Source organism: Rhizobium sp. M10, from assembly GCF_002531955.1.
GTDB lineage: Bacteria > Pseudomonadota > Alphaproteobacteria > Rhizobiales > Rhizobiaceae > Rhizobium > Rhizobium etli_C.
Map to the genome: position 1 here is coordinate 250,927 of NZ_NWTA01000004.1, position 26,342 is coordinate 277,268.

The following is a 26,342-nucleotide window of genomic DNA, read 5'->3' on the forward strand; positions in this document are numbered from 1 at the left end:
CGCTGCCCGTTCAGCTCGCCTTCCTGCGCTCGGCAGCCGGCTGCGAGACGCTGCGAGGCTCTTCCGGCTGGTTGAGAATTCTTTCGCGGCGGCGGAAGCGGTAGCGCAGGACGTGGAAGAGGAAGACCGGAATGCCGATGACGTAGCGCCGCCAGAGGCGCGCGGGCTCCTGTATCAGCCGATAGGCCCATTCGAGACGCATCATCCGCACCGTCTTCGGCGCCCGCGGAACGGCGCCGGAGACGAAGTCGAAGAGTGCGCCCACCGTCAGCACCAGCCGCGCATGGTCGGCGCGGATGTTGTCGTGGACCCATTTCTCCTGCAGCGGCGTCCCCATGCCGACGATCAGAATGTCGAGCTTCTGGCGCTCGATCTCTTCGGTGACATCAGTGGAATCGACCTTGTCGAAAAAGCCGTCGGAAATGACGACAAATTCATGCCAGGGCGTGTGCCTGCGGAAATTTTCCGCCGCCGCCTCGACGACCGGGCGCGTGCCGCCGATCAGGCCGATGCGGCGCGGAGCCTCCATGAAGGTAAGAAAGGCCGGCACGAAATCGGTGCCGTTCAGATTGGCGGGAAACGGCGAGCCATGGGCGATCTGCGATGCAATGTTGAGGCCGATGCCATCAGGCAGCACCAGATTGTGCGACATGATCCGGTAATACTCGTCGTCGCGCAAAGCCGTCAGCATATTGTGGGCGTTGACGAAGCAAACCACGGTCTGACCGACGGGAATGGAGGCCAGCTCGTTGATAAAAACGAGGGCATCGTCCCAGCCGAGATCGCAGACCGGCAGATCGAAGATCGTCCGCCGCGACGCAAGCACCGCGAAGTTTGCAATCAAATTCATTCCTACCTCCTGCCGAGGGTGCGTCATGCGCCCGACATCCCGGAAAACAAGCCCACATTTTTCCGCACCCGGAGGTCTCGAAAGAACCGGTCGCGTCAGGCATGGACGGCGTCGTCCCGATCGCGGAAAACGGCGCATGCCAAGCTGTGACACCCGATATAACAGGAGGCTTTCAAACAACCCTTAGGAAAATTCCTTGGATTTTGATGCTCGTATAAGTGGTTTATTAACCACATCAGCCGCAACGACAAACGGCGCCCGAAGGCGCCGCTCGTGCATCGATGATCCGTTGTTTCAATGGGCGGCGGCTGCCGGCGTGTCCCCGGCCGAGGCGCCTTCGATGATCTTGACCGGAGCGCCGAGCTTCTTCGGCTCACCCGATGCGTTTTGCTTGACCTCTTCCTTCGAGAGATAGTCGAGCTGCTCCAGCATCACTTCGGCGACATATTCGCCGCCGAGGCGCTCGTTCATGCCCTTCTTGATCTCCTCGCGGAAGGCTTTCGGGTCGAAGGATTTGATGTGCGCGAGATCGACCATCTTGTTGCCGACGAGCAGGCTGAAAAGTTCGTCGGTCGTCATCTCGGTCAGCGGCAAGGTCACGCCCTTCAGCATGTCCTTGTTCATCATGAAGGAAATGCGGCCGAGGAAATAACCGGTGATCGCGCCGTTGCCGATGACCGGCACCGTGATCGTTTCACCCTTCACCAGTTCGAGCGCGTTCTGCTTGGAATCGGATATCGCGGGCGCCGGCGCCGTCGCCAGATACACCGAAAAATAGACCGAGGCCAAGGTGATGGCGCAAACCCAGATGCCGGTGAGGACGAGCTTGATCATCAGTTTCCACGCGCGGCGAATTGTTCCTGGGAATAGGTGCCGTCGGCGTCGGCGTCCTGGACGGCATTCTTCAGGAGGTCGGCGACGGCGCGAACCGCTTCGAGATGCGCCTCGACGCGCCGGGCGTTGAGAACCAGCTTCTTCTTCAGGCCGTGCAGCTGATCGAGATGGGCAGCGGCAAGCTCGGCCGGATCGGTATCGCGGAAGAGCATCGACAGCTCGTAGAGGCAGCGGCTCTTATGCGCGTTGGAGACCTTGAGATCGAACTGCGGATCGTTGCCGATCCGGGTATTCTCATTGTCGATGATCATTTCGAGGCGTCCGAGAACGGATTTGATCCTGTATTCGTTCGAAATTATTTCCATTGTACCCTCGATTATGCGTCGCTTAGAGCATGATGCCGAAAAGTGTGCGCGGTTTTCGGACGACATCATGCTCTAACTATTAAATTTAGAACTGGATTCAGATTTCAGGCCAACGGGCCTAAAATCATCCTGTTCTATCGGCCTTGGCGTCCGCCGTCGGCGTGCCAAAGGTCTTGCGCTGGAAGTCGTCGATCATGCTGAGCGCGGTGTTGCGGTCACGATCATCGGTCGAGGCATTGACGATCTTGCCTTCCTGCCGGCGCAGCTGCTCGCTGTACATCTGCTTGGCAATGCCGATGCCGTCGCCCTTGGCCATGGTGTTGCCGAGCTGCTCGGCCATCATGCCTTTCCAGATATCGCCGGTCGCGCCCTTGCCGTAAACGTCTTCACTTTCGCTCGGCAGCATCGACTTGACGAAGTTCTGCAGCACCATGGCCTCGAACTTCCGGTAGCTTTCCGGAACCTCTTCGGTCTTGGTGCGGTTCTGGATGTTGGAGAGGCCGCTCTTCTGGCCGACATGATCGAGAACGTCGACCGTATTGGAGAAGCCCTTGCCGTTCTCGGCGAGGCTCGTTGCGGCAAAGGCCGCACGATTTGCCTTCAACTTTTCCTGGGCTACCTGAACCTCCATGGGGTCGGCAGCTTTGACAACGTCCAGGACCAGATCACTGGGGGGCGAAATAGCCACGTTACAATCCTCTAAATTAAGATCGTAACGATTATGGTTTTTGAAGCTTGCTGGAGGCTGGCGTTGCGAATTGCTGATCGATCACATCGTAGACGGCATTGTCGTCGGCCTCGCGACGCTCGGCGTCCAAGGCCTCCTTCATGCCCTCTTCCAGGCGATCGGCCTTGGCGCGTTCGCGCGTCAGCCGCATCTCGTGGATCTGCTGCATGCCGGTCAGCTGCTGATCCTTGATCGTCAGCCTGCCGAATCGGTCGGCATAATTCTGCGAGAAGGCGTGGTGGACCGGGTCCATCGAACCGAGAGCGACGATGACATCGTCCATCGCCGCATTGACCTCGATGCGCTGACGGCTGGTTTCGGCCAGGTCGTTCTCCGCCATCCTTTCGATATGCCGCTGCACCGACAGCAGACGCTTGAGTTTTTGGGAGCGGCTCTTCTCGATCATATCAGCCTCATCGCCCGATATAGATCGAACTGAAGGCCTGGCCGAGCTGGCTGACCAGCGCCGCGACCGAGACATAGAACAGGAAGAGCCCACCCATCAGCAGATAGGGCGTGGAAATGAAATAGACCGGGATCTGCGGCGCCAGCTTGTTGATGAAGCCGATCGAGACGTTGAAGATCATGCCGTAGATCAGAAAGGGGCTCGACAGCCGCAGCATGATGTAGGTGGTCTGCTCCAGCGTGTCGGTAAAAGAGATCAGCGTCGCGCGCATCTGCGTCAATCCGCCGAAGGGCATGGTCGTGTAGGAATCGACCAGCGCGCGGAAGACGATGTGATGGAAATCCATGATGAAGAGAATCATGATGCCGGCAAAGGTGATGAAGCCGGAAAGGCTGGTCTCCGGCGCGTCTTCGATGACGTCGGCGGAGCCCGGCTGAGTATAACCGACCATCATGGCGATGATCGTCGCGGCGAACTGTATGCCGAGCGTATAGATTCTCGCCAGCATTCCGTACATCACGCCGACCAGTGATTCGCTGAAAATCAGGCCGATATAGGTTGCAGATCCCGTGTGGACAGCCGGATAGACCGTGTCCCAGAGCAGCGGCAAGACGGCGATCGACAGCGCGCCGGCAATGAAGACGCGCAGCTGCTCGGGCACGCGCGCCGAGGAAAAACCCGGAAGAGCCAGCACACAGCCGCCGATCCGGCAGAAAACCAGAAACAGCGCGAGAACGGTCCCTTGCGGGTCTGTTATCATGAAATCGAGCCCAAAATCTTTATCTCGATGCCCTTGGCCAGTTCGACATGCGACAGGACCGGCAGCGTGGCGAACAACCGTTCGATGATCATGCGCACATAGGAGCGTGTTTCCGGCGACGTGACAAGGGCGAATGGCAGGCCGCGATCCATGAACTCACGGATAACTTTGCTGGCCTGCTCGCTGAACTCCTCCAGGCTTCTGGGATCGATGTCGAACTCGATCACCTCGCCCTTGGCGTCGCGCTTCAGCGCCTGGTGGAAGGCGAGATCCCACTTGCTGCCCAATCTCAGCACACGCAGCACGCCGTTGTCGGCAAGATCGCCGCACAGCTGCTGGGCCATGCGGATGCGGACATGCTCGACGATCTGCTCGGTCTTCCTGACATGCGGGGCGAGCTCGGCCACCGCCTCGAGAATGAGATGCAGGTTGCGGATCGAAACGCGCTCGGCAAGCAGGAGCTTGAGCACCGCCTGCAGGCCCGAATAGGACATGTGCGACGAGCAGATCTCGTCGGCGAGCTTCTTATATTCCGGATCGAGGCGGTCGATCAGCACCTTGACGTCCTTATAGGACAGAAGCTGCGGCAGGTTGTTGCGGATGACCTCGCTCATATGGGTGAGCACGACGGAGACGTTGTCGATCGGCTGGAAGCCCTCGCGCTTCAGATCGTCGGCGAAATTTTCGAGGATCGAGACAGCCGGCATGCCGAAAGCCGGTTCGCGGATTTCGTCGCCGGGAATGCTCGGGCGCCGGCCGGCGCCGGTGACGACCAGAACTTCGCCGACGCGCAAGAGGTTGGAGGCGACCGTCGTGCCGTGGATGCGGATCTGGTAGGATTTCTCGGCGATGGCGATATCGTCGGTGACCTTGATCTCGGGCACGACGAAACCGTATTGCGTGGCGAACTTCTTGCGCATCTTGCCGACGCGGAAAGCCAGCTCCTGATGGGCGCCGAGCAGGCGCGTCGAGACCATCTTGCCGAGTGCGAGCTCGATCTCGGAGGTGCGCAGCACCGACTTGACCGAATCCTTCTCCAGTTCCTTGTTCTGGACGACCTTCTTTTCCTCCTGCTCGCGGCGCAGCTTGTTTTCAACCTCGACCTGACGCGGGATGAACCAGGCGCCGAAGGCGAGAAGACTGCCGAGGATCACGAAAGGGACAAACGGCAGGCCCGGCATCAGCGCCAGGACGAACATCAGCACCGCCGAGACGGAGAGCGCGCGGGGATAGCCGCTCAGCTGGTTGACGACCGCCTGGTCGGTGGAGCCGGTGGTGCCGCCGCGGGAGACGAGCAGGCCAGCGGCGAGCGAGACGATGAGGGCCGGCATCTGCGAGACGAGGCCGTCGCCGACGGAGAGCTTGACGAAGACGTCGGCCGCTTCGCCGATCGGCATGCCATGGCGGAAATAACCGATGATGATGCCGCCGAAGACGTTGATGGCGGTGATGATGAGGCCGGCGACGGCATCGCCGCGCACGAACTTCGAGGCACCGTCCATCGCACCGAAGAACGAGCTTTCCTCTTCGAGCTCTCTGCGCCGGCGCTGGGCTTCCCTTTCATCGATGATGCCGGCCGAAAGATCGGCGTCGATCGACATCTGCTTGCCCGGGATGGCGTCGAGCGTGAAACGCGCGCCGACTTCGGCGATACGCGTCGCGCCCTTGGTGATGACGATGAAGTTGATGGTGATGAGGATCAGGAAGACGATCAGACCGATGACGAAGTCGCCCGACATGACAAGACTGGCGAAACCGGCAATGACGCCGCCGGCCGCGTCGTGGCCTTCATTGCCGTGGGACAGGATGACGCGCGTCGTCGCGATGTTCAGCGCCAACCGCGTCATCGTCGCGATCAGCAGAATGGTCGGGAAGGACGAGAAATCGAGCGGCTTCTGGATCCACAGCGCGACCATCAGGATCAGCACCGAGAAGGCGATCGAGAAGGCCAGTCCCATGTCGATCAGGAATGGCGGGATCGGCAGGAAAAGAATGCAGATGATGCCGATAATGCCGAGGGCAAAACCGACATCCCGCAGGCTCGGGGCGACTTTCGGAAGGGGGAGTGCAGGTGGTTGCGCCATGACAGTTCCGTCTCTTCATGAGAGGAGGCGGACCTGAAGTCCGCCCAATTCGGACCGACAGTTAAATGGCGAAGCTTGCGCGAAGGTGGCTGAGAGCGGTTCAGCTTTTCATGGAAGCGTCGAACCGCTCTACCCTTTTGTTTCTACGCAATCCCGGACGCAAAACCGCTGCGCACTTTTGCTGGAATTGCTCAAAAGCCGGATTGAATGCGGGAGAAGACCAGATTGGTGAAAATCGAGATCTGCGAGCCGACAAAGGGCGCGGTGACGCCGACCGTGATGAGCACTGCGACGATCTTCGGCACGAAGGTCAGCGTCGCCTCCTGCACCTGGGTCAATGCCTGGATCAGGGCGATGACGAGACCCACCACCATCGCGGCGATGACGGCGGGACCGGCGGCAATCAGGACGGTCCAGATCGCGGCCTGGAACAGATCCAATGCATCAGCTTCATTCATCTGAAGGCAACCTCATATCGCCTCGAAGCAGCCCCGCCATGGCCGGGCCGCTGTTGATTTGTATCACCCGACGCGTCGGCGCCGCGGTATCAGGTATCGCTGCTGTCGCTGGTCGGCGCCTTGTCAGCAACGGTGATTCCCGCCTGCACGAGTATCTTACCGCCATCCGTGGTCGTCGCAATGATGCCGTCGGAATAAACCTTGACGGATTCGACGGTGCCTTTGACGGTGCCGTCGGCGCTTTCCATATATTTGCCGACGTAGCTGCTCGCCTGGGTGAGGCTCGAGCTTGACAGAAGCGTATCGAGCTTGGTGTTCGTCTGGATCGTCTGCTCAACCTGCGAGAAGCTTGCCAGCTGCGACATCTGCTCGCTGGCATCCATCGGATCGGTCGGATCCTGGTTCTTCATCTGCGCGATGAGCAGCTGAAGGAAATTGTCGTAATTCAACGTCGCTTTTTTCTGGGCCGAACTCGTTGAACTCGTCGTCGACGTGCTCACGCTCGATGTTGCGTCTACCGCCATGGTGCGATTTCCCTGCGAATCTGCTCGACCATCGTCGGCGGCAGCTCGTGGTTGTTGAGGATATTGTCTTCGATCGCGTAGAGACCGCGGATCGCTTTCAACGCGTCGAAAGCGCGGCCGGTCGAGACGAGCGCATCGATACGCTTCAGTTCGGCGAGGATTTCCTCGTTCTTGAAGCAGGTGAGCAGCATGGTGATCGACTTGCGGAACATCGCCGTCGAGTGGTCCTTGCCCTCTGGGTTGATGAGGATCATCTGCGCGATGAAATAGAGCTGGCGCAGAGGCGTCGTCGCGCCTTCCGGCTGGAGGACGTGATTTTCGAGAAGGAACGTCACATCATTCAGGAATTCCAGCGCGACCTTGCGGTCGACACGCAGGACGGCGCCGTTGATGAAGATTCTTTCCCCGGCTTTCAGAGAAATGCGAAGTGTACTTTTCATTTAAGTCCATCCCTGATGATGGTGGTAACGTCGATGATGCCCTGGTAGTTATTCGACAGACGTTTTCTGATCCTGTCGCATTCCTTCAAAATCCAGATTGCGATCGAGATGAGATTGGCCCTGAGCTGAACATCCAGCTGATTATCAGGATGTTTCAGATCCTCGATGAAGCTGATCCACACCCGACGCGTATAAAACAGGGCTTCAATGGCTTCCCGACCGTATTTTTCCTTGTCGCGCGCCAACGACAGCAGTTCTATGGACCGGTCAAGAACCTGCCATTCCCGCTCTTTCGCGTCAGCCACCGAGTCCTGCATGACTTCGGCATATGAGAACTGATACATTCATGCATCCTTCTTTATAATGCGCGCCTTTGCTCATCAAAGGTAGTTTACGAGACTCAACTGCTGGATCTTCGAAACGATCGTGTAAGCGGTTTCAAGCTGCGTTTCCAAAGTCTTGACGAGTGTCGAGGCCTCGTACGGGTCGACGCCCTGGAGATCGACCAGCTTGTTCTTGATGATGTTCGACTGGGCGTCGAGTGCGTCGTTCGACTTCTTGACACGCTCCTGGGAGAGGCCAAGCTGGCTTGCCTGTGTCACCAGGCCGCTGGTCGCCTTGGCCGTGTAGCTGATTGCCTGCTTGGAGACAGTCGTCATTGCATCCGTGCTGAGGTTCTGGCCGAGCAACGCGGAGGTCATGACCGAGGCGAGCGCAAAATAACGCATGCCTTCGGAATTGGCGTTGGTCGAGGATTCGATCACTTCCGAGTTGCTGATGCGGCTCGTCATGTTCTGGCTCGATGCCTGCGACCATCCGGTCGCTGCGTTGGTCCAATTGGCCTGGCTGAACATCGGCTCGACCGTCGTCGTGATGAAGGTTTGCATTTCGGCGCCGGTGAGATCGCTGACGGCCTTCGGGAGACCAGCGGCGTAGCTGTTCAGCGCCGTAACGATGGCCGCACTCGTGGCGGTCGTCTTGTCGGTCAGCGGCTGCACGTCGGTATTGATGCCGGAGAACAGATATTCGCCGTTCACCATGGTATTGGCCGTATCCATCATGGTGGATAACGCGCTGGTCGCCGACTGAATGGCGACGGTGATGCTGCCGGGGTCCTTGCTGCCCTGGAGTGCCGTCAGCTTCGAAACGAGGCCATCGCCGACGTCCTTCATCTTGGACAGACCGAGCTGCGAGGATTCCATCCGAGCAGTGACGAGCGAATTGCTTGATTTGATCGACTCTATTCTGTCGGTCTCGCGGGTGAAGTCGACGCTTCTGGCAGCATTGCCGCCGAGCGAGACACCGATATCCGCATAGACTCCCGTCGTTGCTTCCATCGTCGCCTTGGTCATCTGGTTCTGCGCCTGACGGATCGTCAACCGCATCGCATTCTGAATGGCCGAACTTGAAATAAATGAGCTCTTCATGGCTTAACTCGCGATATCCAGCAATGACTTCAACATTTCATCGACGGCGTTCAAAATCTTGGTCGCCGCCTTGTAGGACTGCTCGATATCGAGGAGCAGCGTCAGCTCCTCGTCGAGGTTGACGCCCGTCTCATTGGAATAGGCTTCGTCGGAGCGCGACAGCGCCGCCGCGGTATTTTCCGCCGCCGTCGTGGCGTTGCTGCGATACTGCTCGAGCCAGCCGAGGGAATTCGTGGCGTATTCCATGATGCTGACATTCGAATCGATGCCCGTCGTCGCGTCGAAACCGACCGGCGCTCCGGCTGCCGGATCGAAATCGATGTCGGCGCTCATCGCGGTATAGAGTCGGTCGAGTTCAGCCGTGTAACCGCTGACGCCTGACGTGTTCAGGACGACGCCGGTGGCGTTGACGCCGCCATCGCGCAGGCGCATCGGGTCGCCGCCCTGCGAGGTGATCACGCGGGTGCTAACGCTGATGGTCGAAGCCATGCCGGCAACCGCGGTGGCACCGGTATTGACCGTGCCGCCGCTCCACGTGAAGAGGCCGGGCACATAGGCCGGGGGCGCAGCGGTATTCTGCTCCTTGAAGAGCGAGACAAGGCCGCGGGCGATTTCGTCGAGCTGCTTCTGGAAGTTGGGAGCGATCTCGTCGCGGATCTGGAGAAGCGACTGGAGGCTCCCCTGCCCCGTCGTGGTCGAGCCCTTGCCGAGCGGCAGCGCAACGCCGTCGATATAGACCGAATTGCCGACGGTGGAGGCGGTATAGACATCCTGGGACTTGAACGTCACCTTGCGCGGGATCGTCTCGAAGAGGATCGTCCCATCGGGCGTGCTCAGCACCATGTCGTTGTTGTCGCGCGTCGTCGCGCTGACGCCGACGATCTGCGAAATCTGCTTCAGGACTTTCTCGCGCTCGTCGAGCGCGCCGGATGCGTCCGTGCCGGAGGCCGTGGCAGTCTTGACCGCATTGTTGGCCTTTTCGAACTGGCTGAGCAGCGTGTTCAGCGTATCGACGGCGGTGGCGATTTCCTTATCGGCGTTGGCGCGAACATCCTGAACGGATCGCGAGGCATTGTTCAGCGAGTTGGCGACATCCTGGGCGGCGGTGATGGCGCCTTGGGCGGCCACCGTGCTGCCAGGCGTGGTCCGAAACGCCTGAAGCTTCTGCTGGAAAACACCGAGATAGGTGGATGGCGACGTTTCGTAGTCGTTGCCACCCATGATCGATTTGAGGTCCTCGAGACCGCCCAGCAAGGCCTGCTGGGCGCTGTCCTGAGAGGACGTCTTGAGGTACTGGCGCAGCAGGGCATCTTCCTGTGCCCGGTTGATCTGCACAACCTGGGCGCCGTTCAGGGACGTGGTAAGCATTGCCTGCCGGCGCACGTAATCTTTGTTGCCGGCATTGGAGATATTATTCGATACGACACTGCTCTGCGTGCCGGTATTGTTGAATATGCTCTGCGCGGTATTAAGTGCGGACGTGAGCGACATGGCTTATCCGTTACCTTACTTATCTCTTGAGATTGACGAGTACGTCCATGATGTCGGAACCCGTCTGGAATACTTTCGAATTAGCGGTGTAGCTGCGCTGCGATTCGATCATCTCTGTCAGTTCGCCGGCGAGGTCGACGTTCGAACCTTCGAGAGCGCCTGACTTGATCGTGCCGAGGCCGTTGGTCTGCGGGAAGCCGGTGACGGTGACGCCCGACTGGCCGTTGGCGCTGTAGACGTTGCCACTCATCAGCGTCAGCTTGTCCGGGCTTGCGACATTGGCCAGCGGAATACGGTACAGCGGCTTGGTGCTGCCGTCTTCATATTTGGCGTAGACGATGCCGTCGCCGTCGATGGTGACGTCCTTGACCGGGGTTGCCGCCTGGCCGTTCGGCGTGCCGGTACCGGAGAAGTCGGCCCCGAGCTGCGTCAAACCGGAGAAATTCATCGCGATCGTTTGGCCCGTTACGCCATCGGTGATGTTGACGGCGCCGCTCGAGGTCATCTTGCCGTTCGAGTCGAAAGTGAGCGTTCCGGTGCCAACCGCGCCACCGACGCTGTAGGGGAAGGACGTCGTGCCGCCAACCGCCGCGTTGGCGTTGCGGAACATTGCCACTTCCCAAGTGGCTGCGGTAGCGGGAGGTGCCGGCGGCGGCGCTGCCGCGACCGATTGCTTGGTGAAATAAAAGTCGTACATAACCTTGTTGCCAAGCCGATCATAGGCGACCATCGAGACCTTCTTCGTGTCGGTCGTCGTTGTGGCGGCGTTAGCACTCGGTAGCGTCGCGGGAGCGACTGGAATCTTTGCGTTCGAATCGAGATTCCCTTTGAATACACCCGATGTCGAGGCAATGGCAGTCAGGCCGTCCTGGTTGACGTTGACCGGAACGAGGCCGTCGAAACCGTTGACAACAACGGCGGGAGAACCGGAGTCGTAGGAATAACCCATCAGTTGGAAACCGGCGGAATTGACGAGGTTGCCCTCGTCGTCCTTCTGGAAGTCGCCGGCGCGGGTCAGGACCGGCGTGCCGTCGGCGCCCTGAACGATGAAGAAGCCGTCGCCCGAGATCGCAAGATCGGTGGTGGATGTGGTGTAGGAAATATCGCCCTGGTCTGAGACGGCCTGGCGGACCGAGGTCTGAACGCCGCCGGAATTGTAGTTGCCGCCCGAGGAAGGCAGAACCAGCGACGAGAAGCTCGTCGACACGGCCTTGTAGCCGGACGTGTTAACATTGGCGATGTTGTCGGCGACGGTGCTGAGGCGGTTCGCCTGCGCGTTCATCCCCGATACTGCCGTCTTCATGCTGCCGAAAATGCTCATCTGAAAACCTCGTTTTACCTGTTAAACTCGAGAGTATTTGTCGGGCCTTGCGTGAAGCTGTCTGTCGTGGCGAGGCGAGGTCAATATCGAGGTCCAGCCGGGCGCCGCCACCCGGCCGAGAAAATCAGGCCCAATCGATGCAGTAGCCAAGGAAGCGCTTGGAATCGACCGGATCGACGCCGAGCTTCTTGCGCAGCTTCTTGCGCAGCTTCGAGATGTGGCTTTCGACGACGTTTTCCTCGACCTCTTCATCGAAGATGCCGTAGATGGCGTTGAAGATCTGGGTCTTGGTGACCCGGCGGCCGCGATTGGCGATCAAATATTCGAGGATGCGGCGCTCGCGCCGGGGCAGTGCGAAGACTTCGCCGTTGATCTCGGGGTCGCGACCATCCGAGAAGACGCGAATGCCGCCGATATCGGTGTAGTTGGCGATCGCCTTCAGCCGGCGTCGGATCGCAGCCGCCCTGGCGAGGATTTCGCGCGGATGGACCGGCTTGCGCACCACGTCATCGACGCCGCAATCGAAAAGCGCAAGCGTGTTTTCCAGCGAGGGCTGGTCGCTGACCGCGATCACCGGCGCCATCGAGCGATCCCGGATCGCCCGGGGCAGCTCCAAGCTGCGCTGGCCCTGACCGATCAGGAAGGCCTCGACAGCCGCAATATCCGAATCGGCGGCGGTCTGCACCCAGTCGCCGAATTCCGATGGATCAAAACCGGTAGAGGGAATGCCCTCCCGGCCAAACAGAGATGTATATCCGTCTTTTACGAGCTCACGCTCATCAACCACTACGATCATTCGTCCGCCTCCGAATCAGTGTGGCACTTCGATGATCTATGGGTACGAATCGCACGAATCGGCGACAACTCGTTAAAGTTAATGGCAGAAATTAATAATTGATTAAGATCTGCGTGGCGATTTGATCTATATATAGTGGGCACACAAAATCATGCACACAAAAATTTCGTGGAAAAGTTAACGGCCCTTTAATTATGGCTTGCGCATGCAATTCCCGCCGGAATCCTGCCATATTATGACACATTTTCGTCACAATATGCCTCTTCTATTTTTGGTTGAATTAATTTCGGCAGAAGTTACTCGCATTGGGAGTCCACTTGCCGTAGCCCGTGGCCACCAGATTGGCGATGACGCGGCAGACATATTGCTTCTGCGCGGGGTCGTTGTTCGGGCCGGCATGGTATCTGGCTACCGCCATGGTCCACGTCTCGTGGCGGTCATGCAGGTTGCGGAGGAACCTCGCCGCATATTCGACGTTGCGATGCGGATCGAACATATCCTCGGCGGAGGCGAAATTCTCGCTGTGATAATAGTGGTTGATCTGCATGCATCCGATGTCGATGAGCTTCGCGCCGCTTCTGCGCGCGACATCGAACTGCCTCATCGCGTCCTCTTCCGAGGGCGGGAAGATCGCCTTGCCTTCGACGTTCATGGCATAGGGATAAAGTGAACCCTTGCGGCCGGTCTCCGTCAGACCGACCGAATAAAGGATGCCTTCCGGGATCCCGTATTTGGCGGCAGCCGACTGGATTTCGCGTTCGCAGGCGCCGGTAGAGGCAGCCGCCTCAGAGGTAAACGCCGCCGGCGCTGCTGCTGCGAGCCCCGCCAACAGAAGCATCTTCAATACCGGTCTCACCTGCGCCATTGAAGCCTCCATCCGTCCGCTGCGCCGTCTGATTGTGGCGCTCGCGCGCCTCGCCGCCCTGCCCCTGCTGGGCAAGCGACTGCTGCTGGGAGGCCTGCCCCTGGCTGCCTGCCTGGTTGCCGGCGTCGGCACGCTCGACGGGAGCCATGCTGATGGTGATATTGTCGACCGCGTAGCCCTGGCTGCGCAGCGCTTCGAGAATCTTGCCGTGATCTTCCTTCAGCTGCCGATAGGCTGCGCCGGTTTCGACCTTGAGGTCGACGTTCAAGGCGTCGCCGGACAGGCGCATGGTCGCCGTCACCAGGCCAAGATCGATCGGGTTCATCTGGATCTTCAGCGTATTGACCACCTTGCCGGTGCTCGTCCATTCCGCCGCGTTGGAAAGCGCCGAACTCGGCTCCATGGCGCGCGCCCATTCGGAATCGCCGGCGAGGGCTACGGTGACGGCAGCGGAATTGGTATTCTGCGCCAGGCCGATATAGCGGCGCGATTCGAGGACCGAGACGTTTTCGACATCGGCCTTCTTCGAGCCGTCCTGCCGCCCGGCCTGATCCGCACCGATGTGAACATCCATCGATACACCGCGGCCGTCGGCGCGGCTGAGCCGGAAGGTTCTGCCGTCAGCGGCGTCGGCGTTCTCCGCACCTGGAGCCCCGATCTCATCCGTCTTGACGTCTTCGACCTTGCCGCTGACGGCGGCCAGGGCGTCGGATGCGTGGCCGCTCGTTTTGGCGTCGGCCGCGGTCTTCTTGTCGACAGGCCCGGCCTCCCCGGCCTTGGCGACGGCGAGATGTGCAGCGGCTGCGGCGGCCGGCAAGGCGACCGCCGCGCCGGCGGGCTCCTGCTTCAGCAGGCCGAGTACATCGGAAATGCCGCCGTCATCGTCCTCGCTGTCCGCATCCGCATCTGTCTTCGAGAGATCGATCTTGGCGTGCTTGACGCCCTTGACCACCTGCCCTGCCTCGTCGGCGGGCGGCTCCTTGGCATCGAGCTTGCCGAGATCGGCCGGCAGTTTGCGCTGATCCTTTGCAGGTTTTGCGGCGGTCTTTTCGCCATTGGCGATCGTTTCCGGCTGCACCTCGGCCTGCGCCTTCAGCGCGGCGTCGCTGAGATCGATCAACGGTTTGGCGCGGCTGCGGATCGTCCGCGCGACCTTCGCCGCGTCGCCATCGGCAACCGCGCCCTGATCCAGCTCCGCACCGTCGGGCGCGTCGTTGGCGGCGCTGCCGCTCGCCTTGGCAAGCACATCGGAGAAGTCGCCCTTCTGACCGGCGGCGTCACCCTTACCAGCCGCCTTGGCGGATTTCGCGGCCGCGGCCGCCTCCGCACCAGAGGCTCCGCCCGAGACGCTCAAATCCATCATTGTTCGTTGCCTTCCTGCGCCAGAAGACCATCGATCTCGTCGAGCTTGGATCGGCTGGTCGTCACAAATGCGTTGAATGAGGGGTCGGTATCCTGGCTCTGGCCAGTCGATGCCACACCTCCCGGAACAGGCTCGGGATGCGCGCCTGGCGCTCCCGCTTGCATGGCTATCGCCGCAGCCTTGTCAGAAGTGATTTCTTGATGAGAAGTATTAGGATCGGATGCTTGCGTCAGGCTTGCCGGATCCGGCGCGCGCAGGATCTGCTCGGCGACGGATCGCGCCGCCGCCTGCAGCGCCTGATCCCGCGGCGACAGTGCATTGCCGTCGATGCCGCTGACATTCTTCGCCGCCTGATCGATATCCTGTGTGGGAAGGCCGGCCATGCCGCCGTAAAAATCGGCGAGCGGGCCGAAGGCGTTGTCGGTGCCTGCGCCAAGCGCCTGCACACGGTCGACCGCCATGCGCGCCAGCTCCGGCTTGCCCGATATCGCGGCAGCACGGGCGATGCGCAGATAGACCTCACGCTGGCGCGGCGCATCCATGAAGGACAGGATGTCGACGACATCCTGCGGTTTCACGTCGCGATCATGGGCGACGACGAGCTTGACGAACAGATCGGCAAACTGGCTGGCATAGGGCGAATGCAGGAAACGGCGAGCATAACGCTGCGAATAGGCCAGCCCCTTGTCGAGCATTCCCTTGTCGACGCAGATGGCAACGGAACGCCGCAAAGCCGCCTCCTCGAGGATCGTGCCCGGCGCGGCAAGACGCGCCTGGTCGTAGAGATCCAGCGCATCTGTCGGCTTCGTGGCGATCAGCACGTTGCCGCCGATCAGCGCCAGGTAGGGACCGATCTTCTTGTCGCGATATTCCCTGGCGGTTTCCTCCAGCGTCTTGGCGACGAGGAGCCCTTTGCCGGTCAGATATTTGCGCAGCACGTCGGTGACGCGGTTGTCGAAATAGCCGTTGACGTCATGGGCGATCAGATATTCGAGTGTCTGGGGATTGCCGCCGCTCATCGCATAGATCAGCGCCGCATCGACATTGCGGTCGTCGTCGTAGATCGACGTATCGGCGGTGCGCAGCCGCTCGTCGATCGTGCCCAGCATGAAGCGCTGCATCTCGCCGGCCGAATGATCGCCGGCGACAACGGAATCCTGCACGAACTGCAGCGACCGCAGCATCTTGTACGGCGAGAGATCGTCCGGATCCTGCGCATTGCCTGCGACAGGCGAAAGCATCACCAGGCCGAGGGCCATAAATCCGACGTAACGATGCTGCCGACGCGCCATCCGACTATCCTTAATCCGCCTGCACCAGGATCTCGATCCGGCGGTTGGCCGCGTTGAAGGGATCGGCAGGCAGCTTCAACCGACGGTCGGCGAAACCAGAGACCTGCGAGATGCGCTTCTCGTCCAGCCCGCCGCGCACGAGCATGTAGTAGGCACTCTGGGCGCGGTCCATCGAAAGCCGCCAGTTCTCGTTCTGCGCGCCCTTGTACTGACGCCCGTCCGTATGACCACGGATGGCAACGGCGCCGCCCCTCTCCTTCAGAATCGTACCGATCCTTTCCATGGCGAGCACCATCTCCTGGCGCGGAACCGCGGAACCGATATTGAACATCGAATCGTCGTTCTGGTCGGAGATGCTGACCAGCAGGCCGCCTTCGGCCGCCGTCACCGTCAGGCCTTCGGCAAGCTTGCCGGCAACGCCGCCGATCTGTTGGGCGATCTGCGCCTGAAGCGCATCCGCTTCCTTCTTCAGCTGTTCGGTCCCGGCCGCGCTCTTGTCGGCATCCTTCTGATGATCGGCGTCCGTCTGAGCTTCCGCCTTCTTCTCGTCAGGCACCTTGCCCTCCGCCTTGGCCTCTTTGGTCTCGGCGGCGCCCTTGGTTTCCTTGCTCTCCTTGGCGTCTTTGGCGGGCTTCTGGTCGGTCGCCAGAGGCACCGGCTTCATATCCTCAGCCTTGGCGACCTCGGTCGCCTCGTTCTCGGCCGGCTGCTGCTCGCTCTTGCCGGGCGGCAGGGTTTTTCCAGCGGTTGTCACTTCGACCTGCTTCGTCCAGAAATCCGGATCGAAGGGATCGCGATAGGCTTCGCCGCCATCGGCGCCGGTCGCCGGGCCGGAATCGGCCGCGCCGCCATCGCCCTTGGCGCTGACATTGGCCTGCTGGCCGACTTCCTGTGCGATCTCGGCGAGAACCGAATAGGGATTTTCGAAGAAGTCGGCTTCGGAATAATTGGTCTGGTCGCCTGAAGTCGACGTCTGGTCGTCACCATCCGCGGCGGACTTGCCCTCGGTCGGATTGTCTTCCTTCTGTTTCGACTTTTCCTTCTTCTCCTCGCCCTCGGCATCGTCGACAGGCTTCTTCAGGCCCTTCTCCGTCGGCTTTTCGTCGGCGAGCTTGATCGGATTGAAATAGGTCGCGACTGCGGCCTTGGTTTCCTCGTTGGCGGCGTTGACCAGCCACATGACCAGGAAGAACGCCATCATCGCCGTCATGAAGTCGGCATAGGCAATTTTCCACGCACCGCCATGGGCACCATCGTGATCACCGCCGCCATGCCGCTTGACGATGATGATCTCGTTCCTGCCGTGGTGATGGTTTTCGCCTTCGCTCATTCGAGAACTTTCTTCAAGCTGGCCGCCCAGGCGGACATACGGGTGACGATGACGGATTCACCGATTTCGACGGCAAGATCGATATCGTCGGCCTCGAGGTGGCGAACGGCCGCGGCATGTTCACCGAGCTCAGCCTTCAAAATGTCGAAGAGCCTGGTCGGCCCCCTGACGACGATCGGCCCGGCAGCCCCCTCAAGAATCGCGTCACGCAGCAATGCGGCGAGGTCTCTAGCAGCCTTGGCCGCAAGCGCTTCCGTCATGACGGGCGCAATGGCCGTGGCCGCGCCGGCGCTGACCAGCTGCGCGACTTCTTCGGCGATATCGCGGACGCGGGATGCGATGACCGCGGCCGCCTCGACTTCATAGCGAAGCTTCAGCTCTTCCAGCTCGCGCGCATGGACCTCGGCCAGATCGCGCGCCTCGCTTTCGTATTTCTCGGTCAAATCAGCGGTCGCCGCAGCATGGCCTTGCGCGTAGGCATCGCGACGCTCCGCCTCGACATCGACCGGCGGTTCGCCCGGCGTTTCGGGAAAAGCATCGCCGGGGAAATCGTCGATGTCGATGATCGGCGCTGACGGTTTCGGTTCGCCGAAATCCTTCAAATACCGAGAAAGCGAAATGCTCATAGAAACCATCCAGCATCCGGGAGACATGCGGCATGCTGCCTCCCGTTCAAAATGACCTTGCGCGCGACATGTCCTTCGCAGCGAACAAGGGCTTGACCTTGCGCCGGCATGATTTCGGACGATGCCTTCATGCCGGAAACTAGGAAGTCAAACTTGCGCGAGGATGAATGGCGCCGCCGCCATCGACGATCGCGCCCAGCTCTATTCCAGCAGAATGAGGATCTTGCTTGCAGCCGTGTTCAGGATCGAAATCGCTTCGACGGCCATCTGCTTCTGGGTTTCGATCGCCTTCTGCCGGATCGAAGCCTCGTCCATATCGGTATCGACGAGCGCGCCGACACTCTTGTCGATCGAATCGGACAGATCGGCAGTGTAATCGATCTGATTGTCGATACGCGCCTTCATCACGCCGATCGAGGCGGCCGTCGTCGTCAGCGAGGAGAGCAGAGAGTCGGTCACATCAAGCATGTCGGCGAGTTGGGCGTCGGTGGTGCTTTTGCTGATCGCGACTTCCGTGCCCGTCGCCGGCGTCGTCGAATCGGCGTCCAGCAGGTAATAGTTCCGCGGTCCCGTGCCGCTGTTGTTGATCGCCTGGGCGTCAATTGCCTTGGTGAACAGGCCGCCGCTCGCATTGTTCTTGTCGATGAGGATGGTCTGCGACGACGGGAAGTCGATGCTCTGAGCCTGGTATTCGCCGCTCGAAGCGCGCACGAAGCCCGAAATGACCGACCATGTCGGCGGCGCCGCCTTGTCACTATTCAGCAGCCAGTTTTCCCCGGCAAAGGACGTCGATTCGACGACGGTCCTCAGCTGGTCCTTGTATTCGCTGATCTCGGCGTTGATCTTGTCCTTGTCGGTGCCGGGCTCTCTTGCCGCAACGAGCTTGGCGCGAATCTGGGTGACGAGATCGATCGCCGAAGTCATCGCCGTATAGGTCGCATCCACCTTGGCGGCGCCGAGACCGAGCGCGTCGCCGATCGTGCCGAGATTGGTGCTGTCCGAGCGCATGACAGTCGCCACCGACCAGTAAGAGGCATCATCGGCCGCCGTCTCGATCCGATATCCCGACGAAACTTGCTGCTGGGTCTGACTGGCTTCTTTGTTGATGCTGCGCAGCACCGCAAGTGCATTCACCGCGGCCGCGCTGGTAATCTTTACGGTCATCGACAGGGTCTCGGAATAAGATGAAAGGGCAGGCCGGGTTGCCGGCGGCGACTGAAGTGGCGTCATGCCTCCGGCGAAATTTCCACCGGGTGTCGCAAAAGCAAATCAACTCAAGGTGAAGTTAACTCGATATCAACCTGTTCGGCAAGAGCGCGGCGGCAAGTGCGACCAGCGAAGCATTCATCCGGGCAAGTTATTGATATAAAAGAAAGAACCGCGCCGTTTCGGGCGCGGTCCAGATGGTTTTCTGCTTGCCGCGGGATGGCGGCGCAAGATTCGGTCCAGCTTCAGCGGCCGATTTAGCTGCGGAACAAGGTGAGGATATTCTGCGCGCTGGAGTTGGCGATCGACAGCGACTGGATGGCCAATTGCTGCTGGGTCTGCAACGCCGTCAGCTTGCTCGATTCCTCTTCCATATCGGCGTCGACGAGGCGGCCGACGCCCGAGTCGATCGAGTCGCTCAGCGCTCCAACGAAGTTTTCCTGGAGTTCGATGCGGGTGGAGATCGAACCGAGCTGCGAGGCAGCCTTGGTCATCGCTTCAAGGCCGGCCTCGATCGAGGTCAGCGCCATGGAGATCTCAACCGTACCGAAGGTGCTGATATCCATCGAGTAGATCGAGCCGATCGTACCGTATGATGTGCCGATAATGCCGGAGCTCGTCTCGATCGTGCCGGTCGAGGTCATGCCGAAGAGAACGTTGCCCGTGGAGCTCGTGTCGAGGACGTAGTCCGTCGTCTTGACCGAGACATTGCCGTTGCCGTCGCGCACGAAGGTCGACACGACGCTCTTGGTGCCGTTAGAGCCGGCAACCCAGTTTTCGCCGGAGAAGGAAGCCGACTGCGCGATGCTCAGGAGCTGCTGCTGCAACTGGCCGATTTCTTCCTGGACCTTGGTCTTGTCGACGCCCTTTTCTGTTGCCGCGACGATCTTCGCCTTGATTTCACTGATCACGTCGATGGCGCTGTCCATGGCGGAGTAAGCGGTGTCGACCTTGGCGGCGCCGAGGCCGAGAGCGTCGGAAACGGCCGAAAGGGCCTTGTTGTCCGAACGCATGGTCGTTGCGATCGACCAGTAGGCGGCGTTGTCGGCGGCCTTTTCGACGCGGTAACCCGAGGATACGCGGTTCTGCGTGCTTTCGAGGCTGTCGTTGATGCCGCGGAGCGTCTGAAGAGCGGCCATCGCCGCGACGTTGGTCAAAATGCTGGTCATGAAATGATTGCCCCTTGTCGGCAGGTGGAAAAAAGGGACATTCCGGAATGTTACCGGGAACGGGGATCAGCCTCATGCCTGTTAACCGGTTGTTAATTTCGGTTAACCCGCCGTCTCGTTGACCTGAGAAAACAGCATTATGGTTAATCAACCGTTAACGGAAATTAAAAAGCCGCGCTTCATCGAAGCGCGGCTCGAATCCCGGGGGTCCGCCGAGGCCGGCGGACCGATGTTTTCTGCGGGTTATTAGCCGCGGAAGAGCGACAGGATGTTCTGCGAAGAGGAGTTCGCGATCGACAGCGACTGGATCGCCAGCTGCTGCTGGGTCTGCAGGGCGCTGAGCTTGGAGGACTCTTCTTCCATGTTGGCGTCGACGAGGCGGCCGACACCGGAGTCGATCGAGTCGCTGAGCGCGTTGACGAAGTCTTCCTGCAGGCCGATGCGGGTGGAGACCGAGCCGAGGGCCGCGCCGGCGCTGGTCATGGCCTTCAGAGCCGATTCGACGTTGGTCAGAGCCGACTGGATCTGGCCGAGCGTGAAGGTGGTGATGCTCATCGAGTAGATCGAGCCGGTCGCACCCGTCGAGGTACCGAGGATACCCGTGGAGGTTTCAACCGCGCCACCGCTCATGCCGAACAGAACGTTACCCATGGAAGTGTTGGAGAGAACGTAGTCGGTCATCTTGACAGAAACGGCGTTGGAGCCGTCGCGGACGAAGGTGGAGACGACGCTCTTGGTGCCGTTAGCGCCAGCAACCCAGTTTTCGCCGGAGAAGGAAGCCGACTGAGCGATGCTGAGCAGCTGGGCCTGGAGCTGGCTGATTTCTTCCTGGACCTTGGCCTTGTCAACGCCGTTTTCCGTTGCGGCAACGAGCTTGGCCTTGATGTTGCCGACGACGTCGATGGCGCTGTCCATGGCAGCGTAGGCGGTGTCAACCTTTGCGGCGCCGAGACCGAGAGCGTCGGAAACGGCCGAAAGGGCCTTGTTGTCCGAACGCATGGTCGTTGCGATCGACCAGTAAGCAGCGTTGTCGGAAGCCTTGCCGACGCGGTAGCCGGACGAAACGTGAGCCTGGGTTTCCTGGAGACCCTGGTTGATGCCGCGGAGAGTCTGGAGGGCTGCCATTGCAGCGTTATTGGTGTTGATGCTCGTCATAATTTGCTTGCCCCTTGTTGGCAGATCTTAAAAAGGGACATTCCGGATTTTGGCCGGCCCACAGCGATCAGCATCATGCCTGTTAACCGTCTTTGTTAGGGTTAACTCGCCGTTTCGATGGGCCTAGAAAACAGCAAGATGGTTAAGGAAAGCTAAACCAAAATCGAAAATAGCCTAAAAATATCTGATACTTAGGAGAGTTTTCATTAACCTTATTTTAAAACATTTCGCGGCCGGGGACGACCCGGCCGCGAAACTTGGAAACCTTGTGCCAACCGATCTTAACGGAAGAGCGACAGGATGTTCTGCGAAGAGGAGTTCGCGATCGACAGCGACTGGATCGCCAGCTGCTGCTGGGTCTGCAGGGCGCTGAGCCTGGAGGACTCTTCTTCCATGTTGGCATCGACGAGGCGGCCGACACCGGAGTCGATCGAGTCGCTGAGCGCGTTGACGAAGTTGTCCTGCAGGTCGATACGCTTGGAGAGCGAGCCGAGAGCAGCGCCAGCGCTGGTCATGGCCTTCAGAGCAGATTCAACGTTGGTCAGAGCCGTCTGGATCTGGCCGGCGGTGAAGTTGGTGATGCTCATCGAGTAGATCGAACCGGTCGCACCCGACGAGGTACCGAGGATACCCGACGAGGTTTCAACCGCGCCAGCGCTCATGCCGAACAGAACGTTACCCATGGAGGTGCTGGAGAGAACATAGTCGGTCGTCTTGACAGAAACGGCGTTGGAACCGTCGCGGACGAAGGAGGAAACGACGCTCTTGGTGCCGGCAGCGCCGGCAACCCAGTTTTCGCCGTTGAAGGAAGCCGACTGAGCGATGCTGAGCAGCTGCTGCTGCAGCTGGCCGATTTCTTCCTGGACCTTGGCCTTGTCAACGCCGCTTTCCGTTGCGGCAACCAGCTTGGCCTTGATTTCGCCGACGACGTCGATGGCGCTATCCATTGCCGTGTAAGCGGTGTCGACCTTGGCAGCGCCTACGCCGAGAGCGTCGGAAACGGCGGAGAGTGCCTTGTTGTCCGAACGCATGGTCGTTGCGATCGACCAGTACGCAGCATTGTCTGAAGCCTTTTCGACGCGGTAACCCGACGAAACGTGGTTCTGCGTGCTGTTGAGGTTCTGGTTGACGTTGCGCAGCGTCTGGAGAGCGGCCTGTGCGGAAGAATTGGTGTTAATGCTTGTCATAAATCTGTCCCCTGGAAACTAGATACAAAAAGGAGGACATACCGGACTGTAGTACCGGCGATGACGGACCAGCTTCATGCTACTCGGCGCCTGCTTGTTTGGCCCAAACCCGTCATGTCCAGGGCAATCTCGCAGCCAATGCTTGCCAACTTCTTAAAAATCGAGGCGCCGTGCCGGCTCCTTACCTCGCATAGTTAATGCTGGCTGAATCTATTCGCTCGCATGCTAACCGACCGGGAAAGAAGGGGTTTTCCCTTGGGAAAGGACGCGGCTTCATCAGACGCACCGGTTTCAAGCAAGCTTCGGATGGCAATGTGGCAGGTGCCGGGATAGCACCATCGGATCATCCACCCGTTTTCGGGGAGGAGGGCCCGTGCCTACGCCGGGCGATCGACAGCCATGCCAGAACATTTCCTTCACGGAGTTGGGTTTTGAACAGCAAAGTTTCGTTCTCTGCGGCATCCAGAGATTATCAGGCGGGCCGCTACACACAGTCCTTGGCGACGCTCAACCAGCTCATGGATATCCAGCAGGACGCCAAGACCTACGCGCTGCTGGCCAAGAACCTCGTGCAGCTCGGCTTCAAAGCCGATGCCGCGAAAGCCTATGGCCTGGCCGGCAATTGCGAAGGACCGAACGCCTACGAATATCAGAAGCAGGCTGCCAAGCTCTATTACGAGACCGGCAACGAGGACGAAGCGCTGCTGATTGCCATGCGCAACCTCAGCAGGGCGCAGGAAGATGCCGAACTCGCCTTCATCATCACCGCGATCTATCTGAAGCGCCAGCAGCGGGATATCATCCGGCCGTTCAAGACGGTGCTGTCGGAAAGCATGAATCCCGATCACATGCGCCTGGCGGCCCTGCTGCTCAGCGACGATCTGAACGACGCGACCAACCAGACGCTTGCGCGCAACCTCTTCAAGCGTTTTCCGGGAAATCACGCCTTCCGCTTTCTCCATCTTGTTTTCGCCCGCGAATTCAACGATTTCGAAGAGGCGGCCAAGCATCAGGCGGTGATCGATGGGGCCCTGGCAAAGGGCGATCTCGAGGTCCTGCGCAAGGACAACCCCTTCTATCATCTGCACTGGTGCGGCAACGAGGATTTCAACCGGTATGCAACGATCGGCACCACGCCGCTCAACCAGGAACGGATAGCTTTCCGCCGCAACCAGCCGCACACATGGTCAGACAAGATCCGGATCGGCTACATGTCGTCGGACTTCTGGGATCGCCACGCGACGATGAAGCTGTTGCAGCGCATCCTCGAGCTGCATGACAAGGACCGGTTCGAGGTGACGCTCTTCTGCCATACCGGCCCGGAATATCTGAAGCACAATGACACCGATCGCAGCCGCTGGGGCAGGATCGTCGACATTCACGGCTTCTCCGACCAGGCGGTGCTGGCAGTCGTGCGCGAGCATAATATCGACATCATGGTCGATCTGAAGGGCCATACGTCAGGCAGCCGCGCGGCAGCCTTCAACCTGCCGCTGGCACCCGTGCACGTCGGCTGGCTCGGCTTTCCCGGCAGCACGGTCAACATCGACCTCGACTACGTCATCGGCGACCATTCCGTCCTGCCCGAAGTCGCAAAGCCTTTCTATCACGAGAAATTCTGCCGGCTGCCGGAGAGCTACCAGCCGAACGACCCGACGCATCGTCCGAAGCCGCGTCCGGTCAGCCGCGAGCAGCTCGGCCTGCCGGAAGAGGCCTTCATCTTCGCCTCGTTCAACGGCAACCGCAAAATCACACCGGAAACGATCAACAGCTGGTGCCGGATTCTCAAGCGGGCGCCGAACAGCGTGCTCTGGCTGATGGCGAATACGCCGCGCAACCAGGCGAACCTGTTGAAGCAGTTCCAGGCCGCGGGCATTTCCCCCAAGCGGATCATCTTCTGCCCGCGCGCGCCCTATGAAGAGCACATCGACCGCCAGCAGGCGGCCGACCTCGGCATCGACACTTTCCCCGTCAACGGCCACACGACCACCTCTGAGCAGCTTTGGGGCGGCCTGCCGGTTCTGACCGTCAAGGGCACCAATTTCGCCTCACGCGTCAGCGAGAGCCTGCTGAGAGCAATCGATCTGCCCGAGCTCGTCGCCGGCGACCTGCAGGCCTACGAGGATCTTGCCGTCGAGCTGGCGCAGAATCCCGGGCGGATCGCCGAATACAAGGCGCGCCTGAAGGAGCAGCGTTATATCGCGCCGCTCTTTGACGCCGAACGTTTCTGCAATCATCTGGAGCAGGCCTACGAAATCATGGCCGACCGCGCCAAACAGCATCTCGCCCCCGAGCACATGGACATTCCGGCGCTGCCGCCGCGCACCGCCCCGTTCGCTTCCGAGTAAGGTTCGACTTGCATGAAAAACCCCGCCGGATCGCTCCGGCGGGTTTTTTGTGGCCAATGATGGGCGGCGGCGTATCAGCTGAACGAGCGCACCAGGCTGCCGACGAGCAGGTTCCAGCCGTCGATCAGCACGAAAAAGAGAATCTTGAACGGCAGCGAGATCGAGGTCGGCGGCAGCATCATCATGCCCATCGCCATGGTGATGGTTGCGACGATGAGGTCGATGACGAGGAACGGCAGCACGACGAGAAAACCGATCTCGAAGCCGCGGCGGATCTCGGAAATCATGAAGGCCGGAATCAGCACCCGGTAATCGATCGGATCTGATGTCTGGATATTCTGGCCGCGTTCGCGCGCCAGATCGACGAACAGCGCCAGGTCCTTGTCGCGGGTATTGGCCGCCATGAAGGTGCGGAAGGGTTCGCCGATACGCTGGACCGCCTCGGTCTCGTTGATCTGGTTGGCCAGCAGCGGCTGCACGCCGTTCTGCCAGGCCTGATCGAAGGTCGGCGACATGACGTAGAAGGTCATGAACAGCGACAGCGACAAGAGGATCATGTTGGAAGGCGTCGAGGAGAGGCCAATGCCGGAGCGCAAGATCGAGAAGGCGATGATGAAGCGCGGGAAGCTCGTCACCATGATCAGGATGCCCGGCGCGACCGAAAGGATGGTCAGCAGGCCGAAAGTGCGGATGATCCACGCGGCGACGGAGCCATCGACCGGCACATTCAACAAATCAGTCGGCAGCTGCTGTGCCACCGCCAGTTCCGGTACCGCCATCATGGCGGCAAGGAAAATTATAAATCGAATCATTCGATGACAAATGTCCTGAACATGACCTTCGATACCCGCCCTTGCGAGCGAAGGTCAACACGTTCCTGAATGTCATCCTTGAGATATTGAAAGCCCCGCGGGCCCTCGATCTGCTGCAGGGAAACGGTCCTGATATAAGCGAGGATATCCTGGTGAATATCCTCCGAAACCTTGACGTCAGGCGGCCCGTTGAACAGCAGCGCGACTTCCAGCCGCACCCAGTTTTCCGAGGGGTAGGCGAGGTTCGAGGTGATCGGCTCGAGCTGGACGACGTTGTTGGCCTCGGTCGAGATGCGCGCCAGGCCTTCCTCGGCCTTCTTCTTGGCCTCGGCGTCCTTGGCCTGTTCGGCCTCCTTGGCGCCCTTGATCTCGGGTGCGACAATCGTGCCGACCGCCCAGCCGCCGCCGGCGCCGAGCAAGGTCAGGATGGCGACGCCGATGATCGTCATCAGCGGGCCGGATTTCTTCTTCGGTTGACCTGCGCCTAAGTCTGCGTCTGCCATCGT

Annotated in this window: 27 protein-coding genes; 1 reads left to right on the plus strand and 26 read right to left on the minus strand. The window is 60.1% G+C overall.

Annotation, left to right across the window (positions count from 1 at the left end):
• Positions 1–10 precede the first annotated feature (10 nt).
• The 24 genes from CO671_RS08835 to CO671_RS08950 all read right to left on the minus strand — a co-directional run bounded on the left by CO671_RS08835 (position 11) and on the right by CO671_RS08950 (position 22,676).
• Positions 11–850, minus strand: coding sequence for a WecB/TagA/CpsF family glycosyltransferase (locus tag CO671_RS08835; protein ID WP_097605623.1), 840 nt, complete (start codon positions 848–850; stop codon positions 11–13).
• A gap of 294 nt (positions 851–1,144) precedes the next feature.
• Positions 1,145–1,684, minus strand: coding sequence for a hypothetical protein (locus CO671_RS08840; RefSeq protein ID WP_097605624.1), 540 nt, complete (start codon positions 1,682–1,684; stop codon positions 1,145–1,147).
• The gene (locus CO671_RS08845; protein ID WP_003545575.1) at positions 1,684–2,049 is read right to left on the minus strand and encodes a hypothetical protein; all 366 of its coding nucleotides are present in this window, start codon (positions 2,047–2,049) and stop codon (positions 1,684–1,686) included. Before CO671_RS08845 ends, CO671_RS08840 begins: the two co-directional genes overlap by 1 nt.
• 124 nt (positions 2,050–2,173) lie before the next feature.
• Positions 2,174–2,737: a rod-binding protein gene (locus CO671_RS08850; RefSeq protein WP_097582579.1), complete on the minus strand. Its 564-nt coding sequence runs from the start codon at positions 2,735–2,737 to the stop codon at positions 2,174–2,176.
• A 31-nt stretch (positions 2,738–2,768) separates the two neighbouring features.
• Positions 2,769–3,182 (minus strand): hypothetical protein, encoded by a 414-nt coding sequence (locus tag CO671_RS08855; protein WP_037114486.1) that lies wholly within the window; start codon positions 3,180–3,182, stop codon positions 2,769–2,771.
• Positions 3,183–3,189: 7 nt separating this feature from the next.
• The gene (gene fliR, locus CO671_RS08860) at positions 3,190–3,942 is read right to left on the minus strand and encodes a flagellar biosynthetic protein FliR (RefSeq protein WP_097605625.1); all 753 of its coding nucleotides are present in this window, start codon (positions 3,940–3,942) and stop codon (positions 3,190–3,192) included.
• Entirely contained in the window at positions 3,939–6,026 is a 2,088-nt protein-coding gene (flhA, locus tag CO671_RS08865; protein WP_038686924.1) for a flagellar biosynthesis protein FlhA, read from the minus strand. The genes fliR and flhA overlap by 4 nt, the downstream gene beginning before the upstream one ends.
• Before the next feature lie 191 nt (positions 6,027–6,217).
• Entirely contained in the window at positions 6,218–6,484 is a 267-nt protein-coding gene (gene fliQ / locus CO671_RS08870; RefSeq protein ID WP_009992823.1) for a flagellar biosynthesis protein FliQ, read from the minus strand.
• An 89-nt stretch (positions 6,485–6,573) separates the two neighbouring features.
• Complete coding sequence (flgD, locus tag CO671_RS08875) at positions 6,574–7,008, minus strand: flagellar hook assembly protein FlgD (RefSeq protein WP_097605626.1); 435 nt, start codon at positions 7,006–7,008, stop codon at positions 6,574–6,576.
• Positions 6,999–7,448, minus strand: a complete 450-nt coding sequence (flbT, locus tag CO671_RS08880) for a flagellar biosynthesis repressor FlbT (RefSeq protein WP_012482697.1) — start codon at positions 7,446–7,448, stop codon at positions 6,999–7,001. The genes flgD and flbT overlap by 10 nt, the downstream gene beginning before the upstream one ends.
• Positions 7,445–7,792 carry a flagellar biosynthesis regulator FlaF gene (flaF, locus tag CO671_RS08885; RefSeq protein ID WP_010028573.1) on the minus strand — a complete coding sequence of 116 codons (348 nt, stop codon included), beginning with the start codon at positions 7,790–7,792 and terminating at the stop codon, positions 7,445–7,447. Before flaF ends, flbT begins: the two co-directional genes overlap by 4 nt.
• Before the next feature lie 36 nt (positions 7,793–7,828).
• Positions 7,829–8,875, minus strand: coding sequence for a flagellar hook-associated family protein (locus tag CO671_RS08890; RefSeq protein WP_097605627.1), 1,047 nt, complete (start codon positions 8,873–8,875; stop codon positions 7,829–7,831).
• A gap of 3 nt (positions 8,876–8,878) precedes the next feature.
• Positions 8,879–10,366, minus strand: a complete 1,488-nt coding sequence (flgK, locus tag CO671_RS08895) for a flagellar hook-associated protein FlgK (protein ID WP_097605628.1) — start codon at positions 10,364–10,366, stop codon at positions 8,879–8,881.
• Positions 10,367–10,385: 19 nt separating this feature from the next.
• Complete coding sequence (locus tag CO671_RS08900) at positions 10,386–11,687, minus strand: flagellar hook protein FlgE (RefSeq protein WP_010032828.1); 1,302 nt, start codon at positions 11,685–11,687, stop codon at positions 10,386–10,388.
• Positions 11,688–11,811: 124 nt separating this feature from the next.
• Entirely contained in the window at positions 11,812–12,483 is a 672-nt protein-coding gene (locus CO671_RS08905) for a winged helix-turn-helix domain-containing protein (protein ID WP_009993745.1), read from the minus strand.
• 280 nt (positions 12,484–12,763) lie between these two features.
• A complete protein-coding gene (locus CO671_RS08910) occupies positions 12,764–13,327 on the minus strand; it encodes a lytic transglycosylase domain-containing protein (RefSeq protein WP_097605629.1) in 564 nt (187 codons plus the stop codon).
• Positions 13,269–14,711 carry a flagellar hook-length control protein FliK gene (locus CO671_RS08915; RefSeq protein ID WP_097605630.1) on the minus strand — a complete coding sequence of 481 codons (1,443 nt, stop codon included), beginning with the start codon at positions 14,709–14,711 and terminating at the stop codon, positions 13,269–13,271. The genes CO671_RS08910 and CO671_RS08915 overlap by 59 nt, the downstream gene beginning before the upstream one ends.
• A complete protein-coding gene (gene motC / locus CO671_RS08920) occupies positions 14,708–16,003 on the minus strand; it encodes a chemotaxis protein MotC (RefSeq protein WP_097605631.1) in 1,296 nt (431 codons plus the stop codon). The genes CO671_RS08915 and motC overlap by 4 nt, the downstream gene beginning before the upstream one ends.
• A gap of 10 nt (positions 16,004–16,013) precedes the next feature.
• Positions 16,014–17,333, minus strand: coding sequence for a MotB family protein (locus tag CO671_RS08925; RefSeq protein WP_097605632.1), 1,320 nt, complete (start codon positions 17,331–17,333; stop codon positions 16,014–16,016).
• On the minus strand, positions 17,330–17,959 hold the full coding sequence (locus tag CO671_RS08930; protein ID WP_010035517.1) for a hypothetical protein: 630 nt from the start codon (positions 17,957–17,959) through the stop codon (positions 17,330–17,332). The genes CO671_RS08925 and CO671_RS08930 overlap by 4 nt, the downstream gene beginning before the upstream one ends.
• Positions 17,960–18,160: 201 nt before the next feature.
• A complete protein-coding gene (locus CO671_RS08935; protein WP_097605740.1) occupies positions 18,161–19,123 on the minus strand; it encodes a flagellin in 963 nt (320 codons plus the stop codon).
• A 299-nt stretch (positions 19,124–19,422) separates the two neighbouring features.
• Positions 19,423–20,334, minus strand: a complete 912-nt coding sequence (locus CO671_RS08940) for a flagellin (protein ID WP_097605633.1) — start codon at positions 20,332–20,334, stop codon at positions 19,423–19,425.
• Between the two features lie 246 nt (positions 20,335–20,580).
• Complete coding sequence (locus tag CO671_RS08945) at positions 20,581–21,489, minus strand: flagellin (RefSeq protein WP_010035521.1); 909 nt, start codon at positions 21,487–21,489, stop codon at positions 20,581–20,583.
• 281 nt (positions 21,490–21,770) lie between these two features.
• The gene (locus tag CO671_RS08950; protein WP_097605634.1) at positions 21,771–22,676 is read right to left on the minus strand and encodes a flagellin; all 906 of its coding nucleotides are present in this window, start codon (positions 22,674–22,676) and stop codon (positions 21,771–21,773) included.
• 431 nt (positions 22,677–23,107) lie between these two features.
• Between CO671_RS08950 and CO671_RS08960 the strand changes: the two genes are divergently transcribed.
• On the plus strand, positions 23,108–25,024 hold the full coding sequence (locus tag CO671_RS08960) for a glycosyltransferase family 41 protein (RefSeq protein ID WP_097605635.1): 1,917 nt from the start codon (positions 23,108–23,110) through the stop codon (positions 25,022–25,024).
• 74 nt (positions 25,025–25,098) lie between these two features.
• On the opposite strand, the gene fliP is transcribed toward CO671_RS08960, so the two are convergent.
• Together fliP and CO671_RS08970 are read right to left on the minus strand one after the other, a co-directional pair.
• The gene (gene fliP, locus CO671_RS08965) at positions 25,099–25,836 is read right to left on the minus strand and encodes a flagellar type III secretion system pore protein FliP (protein ID WP_097605636.1); all 738 of its coding nucleotides are present in this window, start codon (positions 25,834–25,836) and stop codon (positions 25,099–25,101) included.
• Entirely contained in the window at positions 25,833–26,339 is a 507-nt protein-coding gene (locus CO671_RS08970) for a flagellar basal body-associated FliL family protein (protein ID WP_097605637.1), read from the minus strand. Before CO671_RS08970 ends, fliP begins: the two co-directional genes overlap by 4 nt.
• Between the last annotated feature and the right edge of the window lie 3 nt (positions 26,340–26,342).

Bases quoted from the DNA above. Each gene is read 5' to 3' on its own strand.
- CO671_RS08835 (WP_097605623.1), bottom strand. From the start codon at position 850: ATGAATTTGATTGCAAACTTCGCGGTGCTTGCGTCGCGGCGGACGATC.
- CO671_RS08840 (WP_097605624.1), bottom strand. From the start codon at position 1,684: ATGATCAAGCTCGTCCTCACCGGCATCTGGGTTTGCGCCATCACCTTG.
- CO671_RS08845 (WP_003545575.1), bottom strand. From the start codon at position 2,049: ATGGAAATAATTTCGAACGAATACAGGATCAAATCCGTTCTCGGACGC.
- CO671_RS08855 (WP_037114486.1), bottom strand. From the start codon at position 3,182: ATGATCGAGAAGAGCCGCTCCCAAAAACTCAAGCGTCTGCTGTCGGTG.
- fliR (WP_097605625.1), bottom strand. From the start codon at position 3,942: ATGATAACAGACCCGCAAGGGACCGTTCTCGCGCTGTTTCTGGTTTTC.
- flhA (WP_038686924.1), bottom strand. From the start codon at position 6,026: ATGGCGCAACCACCTGCACTCCCCCTTCCGAAAGTCGCCCCGAGCCTG.
- fliQ (WP_009992823.1), bottom strand. From the start codon at position 6,484: ATGAATGAAGCTGATGCATTGGATCTGTTCCAGGCCGCGATCTGGACC.
- flgD (WP_097605626.1), bottom strand. From the start codon at position 7,008: ATGGCGGTAGACGCAACATCGAGCGTGAGCACGTCGACGACGAGTTCA.
- flbT (WP_012482697.1), bottom strand. From the start codon at position 7,448: ATGAAAAGTACACTTCGCATTTCTCTGAAAGCCGGGGAAAGAATCTTC.
- flaF (WP_010028573.1), bottom strand. From the start codon at position 7,792: ATGTATCAGTTCTCATATGCCGAAGTCATGCAGGACTCGGTGGCTGAC.
- CO671_RS08890 (WP_097605627.1), bottom strand. From the start codon at position 8,875: ATGAAGAGCTCATTTATTTCAAGTTCGGCCATTCAGAATGCGATGCGG.
- flgK (WP_097605628.1), bottom strand. From the start codon at position 10,366: ATGTCGCTCACGTCCGCACTTAATACCGCGCAGAGCATATTCAACAAT.
- CO671_RS08900 (WP_010032828.1), bottom strand. From the start codon at position 11,687: ATGAGCATTTTCGGCAGCATGAAGACGGCAGTATCGGGGATGAACGCG.
- CO671_RS08905 (WP_009993745.1), bottom strand. From the start codon at position 12,483: ATGATCGTAGTGGTTGATGAGCGTGAGCTCGTAAAAGACGGATATACA.
- CO671_RS08915 (WP_097605630.1), bottom strand. From the start codon at position 14,711: ATGATGGATTTGAGCGTCTCGGGCGGAGCCTCTGGTGCGGAGGCGGCC.
- motC (WP_097605631.1), bottom strand. From the start codon at position 16,003: ATGGCGCGTCGGCAGCATCGTTACGTCGGATTTATGGCCCTCGGCCTG.
- CO671_RS08925 (WP_097605632.1), bottom strand. From the start codon at position 17,333: ATGAGCGAAGGCGAAAACCATCACCACGGCAGGAACGAGATCATCATC.
- CO671_RS08930 (WP_010035517.1), bottom strand. From the start codon at position 17,959: ATGAGCATTTCGCTTTCTCGGTATTTGAAGGATTTCGGCGAACCGAAA.
- CO671_RS08935 (WP_097605740.1), bottom strand. From the start codon at position 19,123: ATGACCGTAAAGATTACCAGCGCGGCCGCGGTGAATGCACTTGCGGTG.
- CO671_RS08940 (WP_097605633.1), bottom strand. From the start codon at position 20,334: ATGACCAGCATTTTGACCAACGTCGCGGCGATGGCCGCTCTTCAGACG.
- CO671_RS08945 (WP_010035521.1), bottom strand. From the start codon at position 21,489: ATGACGAGCATCAACACCAATAACGCTGCAATGGCAGCCCTCCAGACT.
- CO671_RS08950 (WP_097605634.1), bottom strand. From the start codon at position 22,676: ATGACAAGCATTAACACCAATTCTTCCGCACAGGCCGCTCTCCAGACG.
- fliP (WP_097605636.1), bottom strand. From the start codon at position 25,836: ATGATTCGATTTATAATTTTCCTTGCCGCCATGATGGCGGTACCGGAA.
- CO671_RS08970 (WP_097605637.1), bottom strand. From the start codon at position 26,339: ATGGCAGACGCAGACTTAGGCGCAGGTCAACCGAAGAAGAAATCCGGC.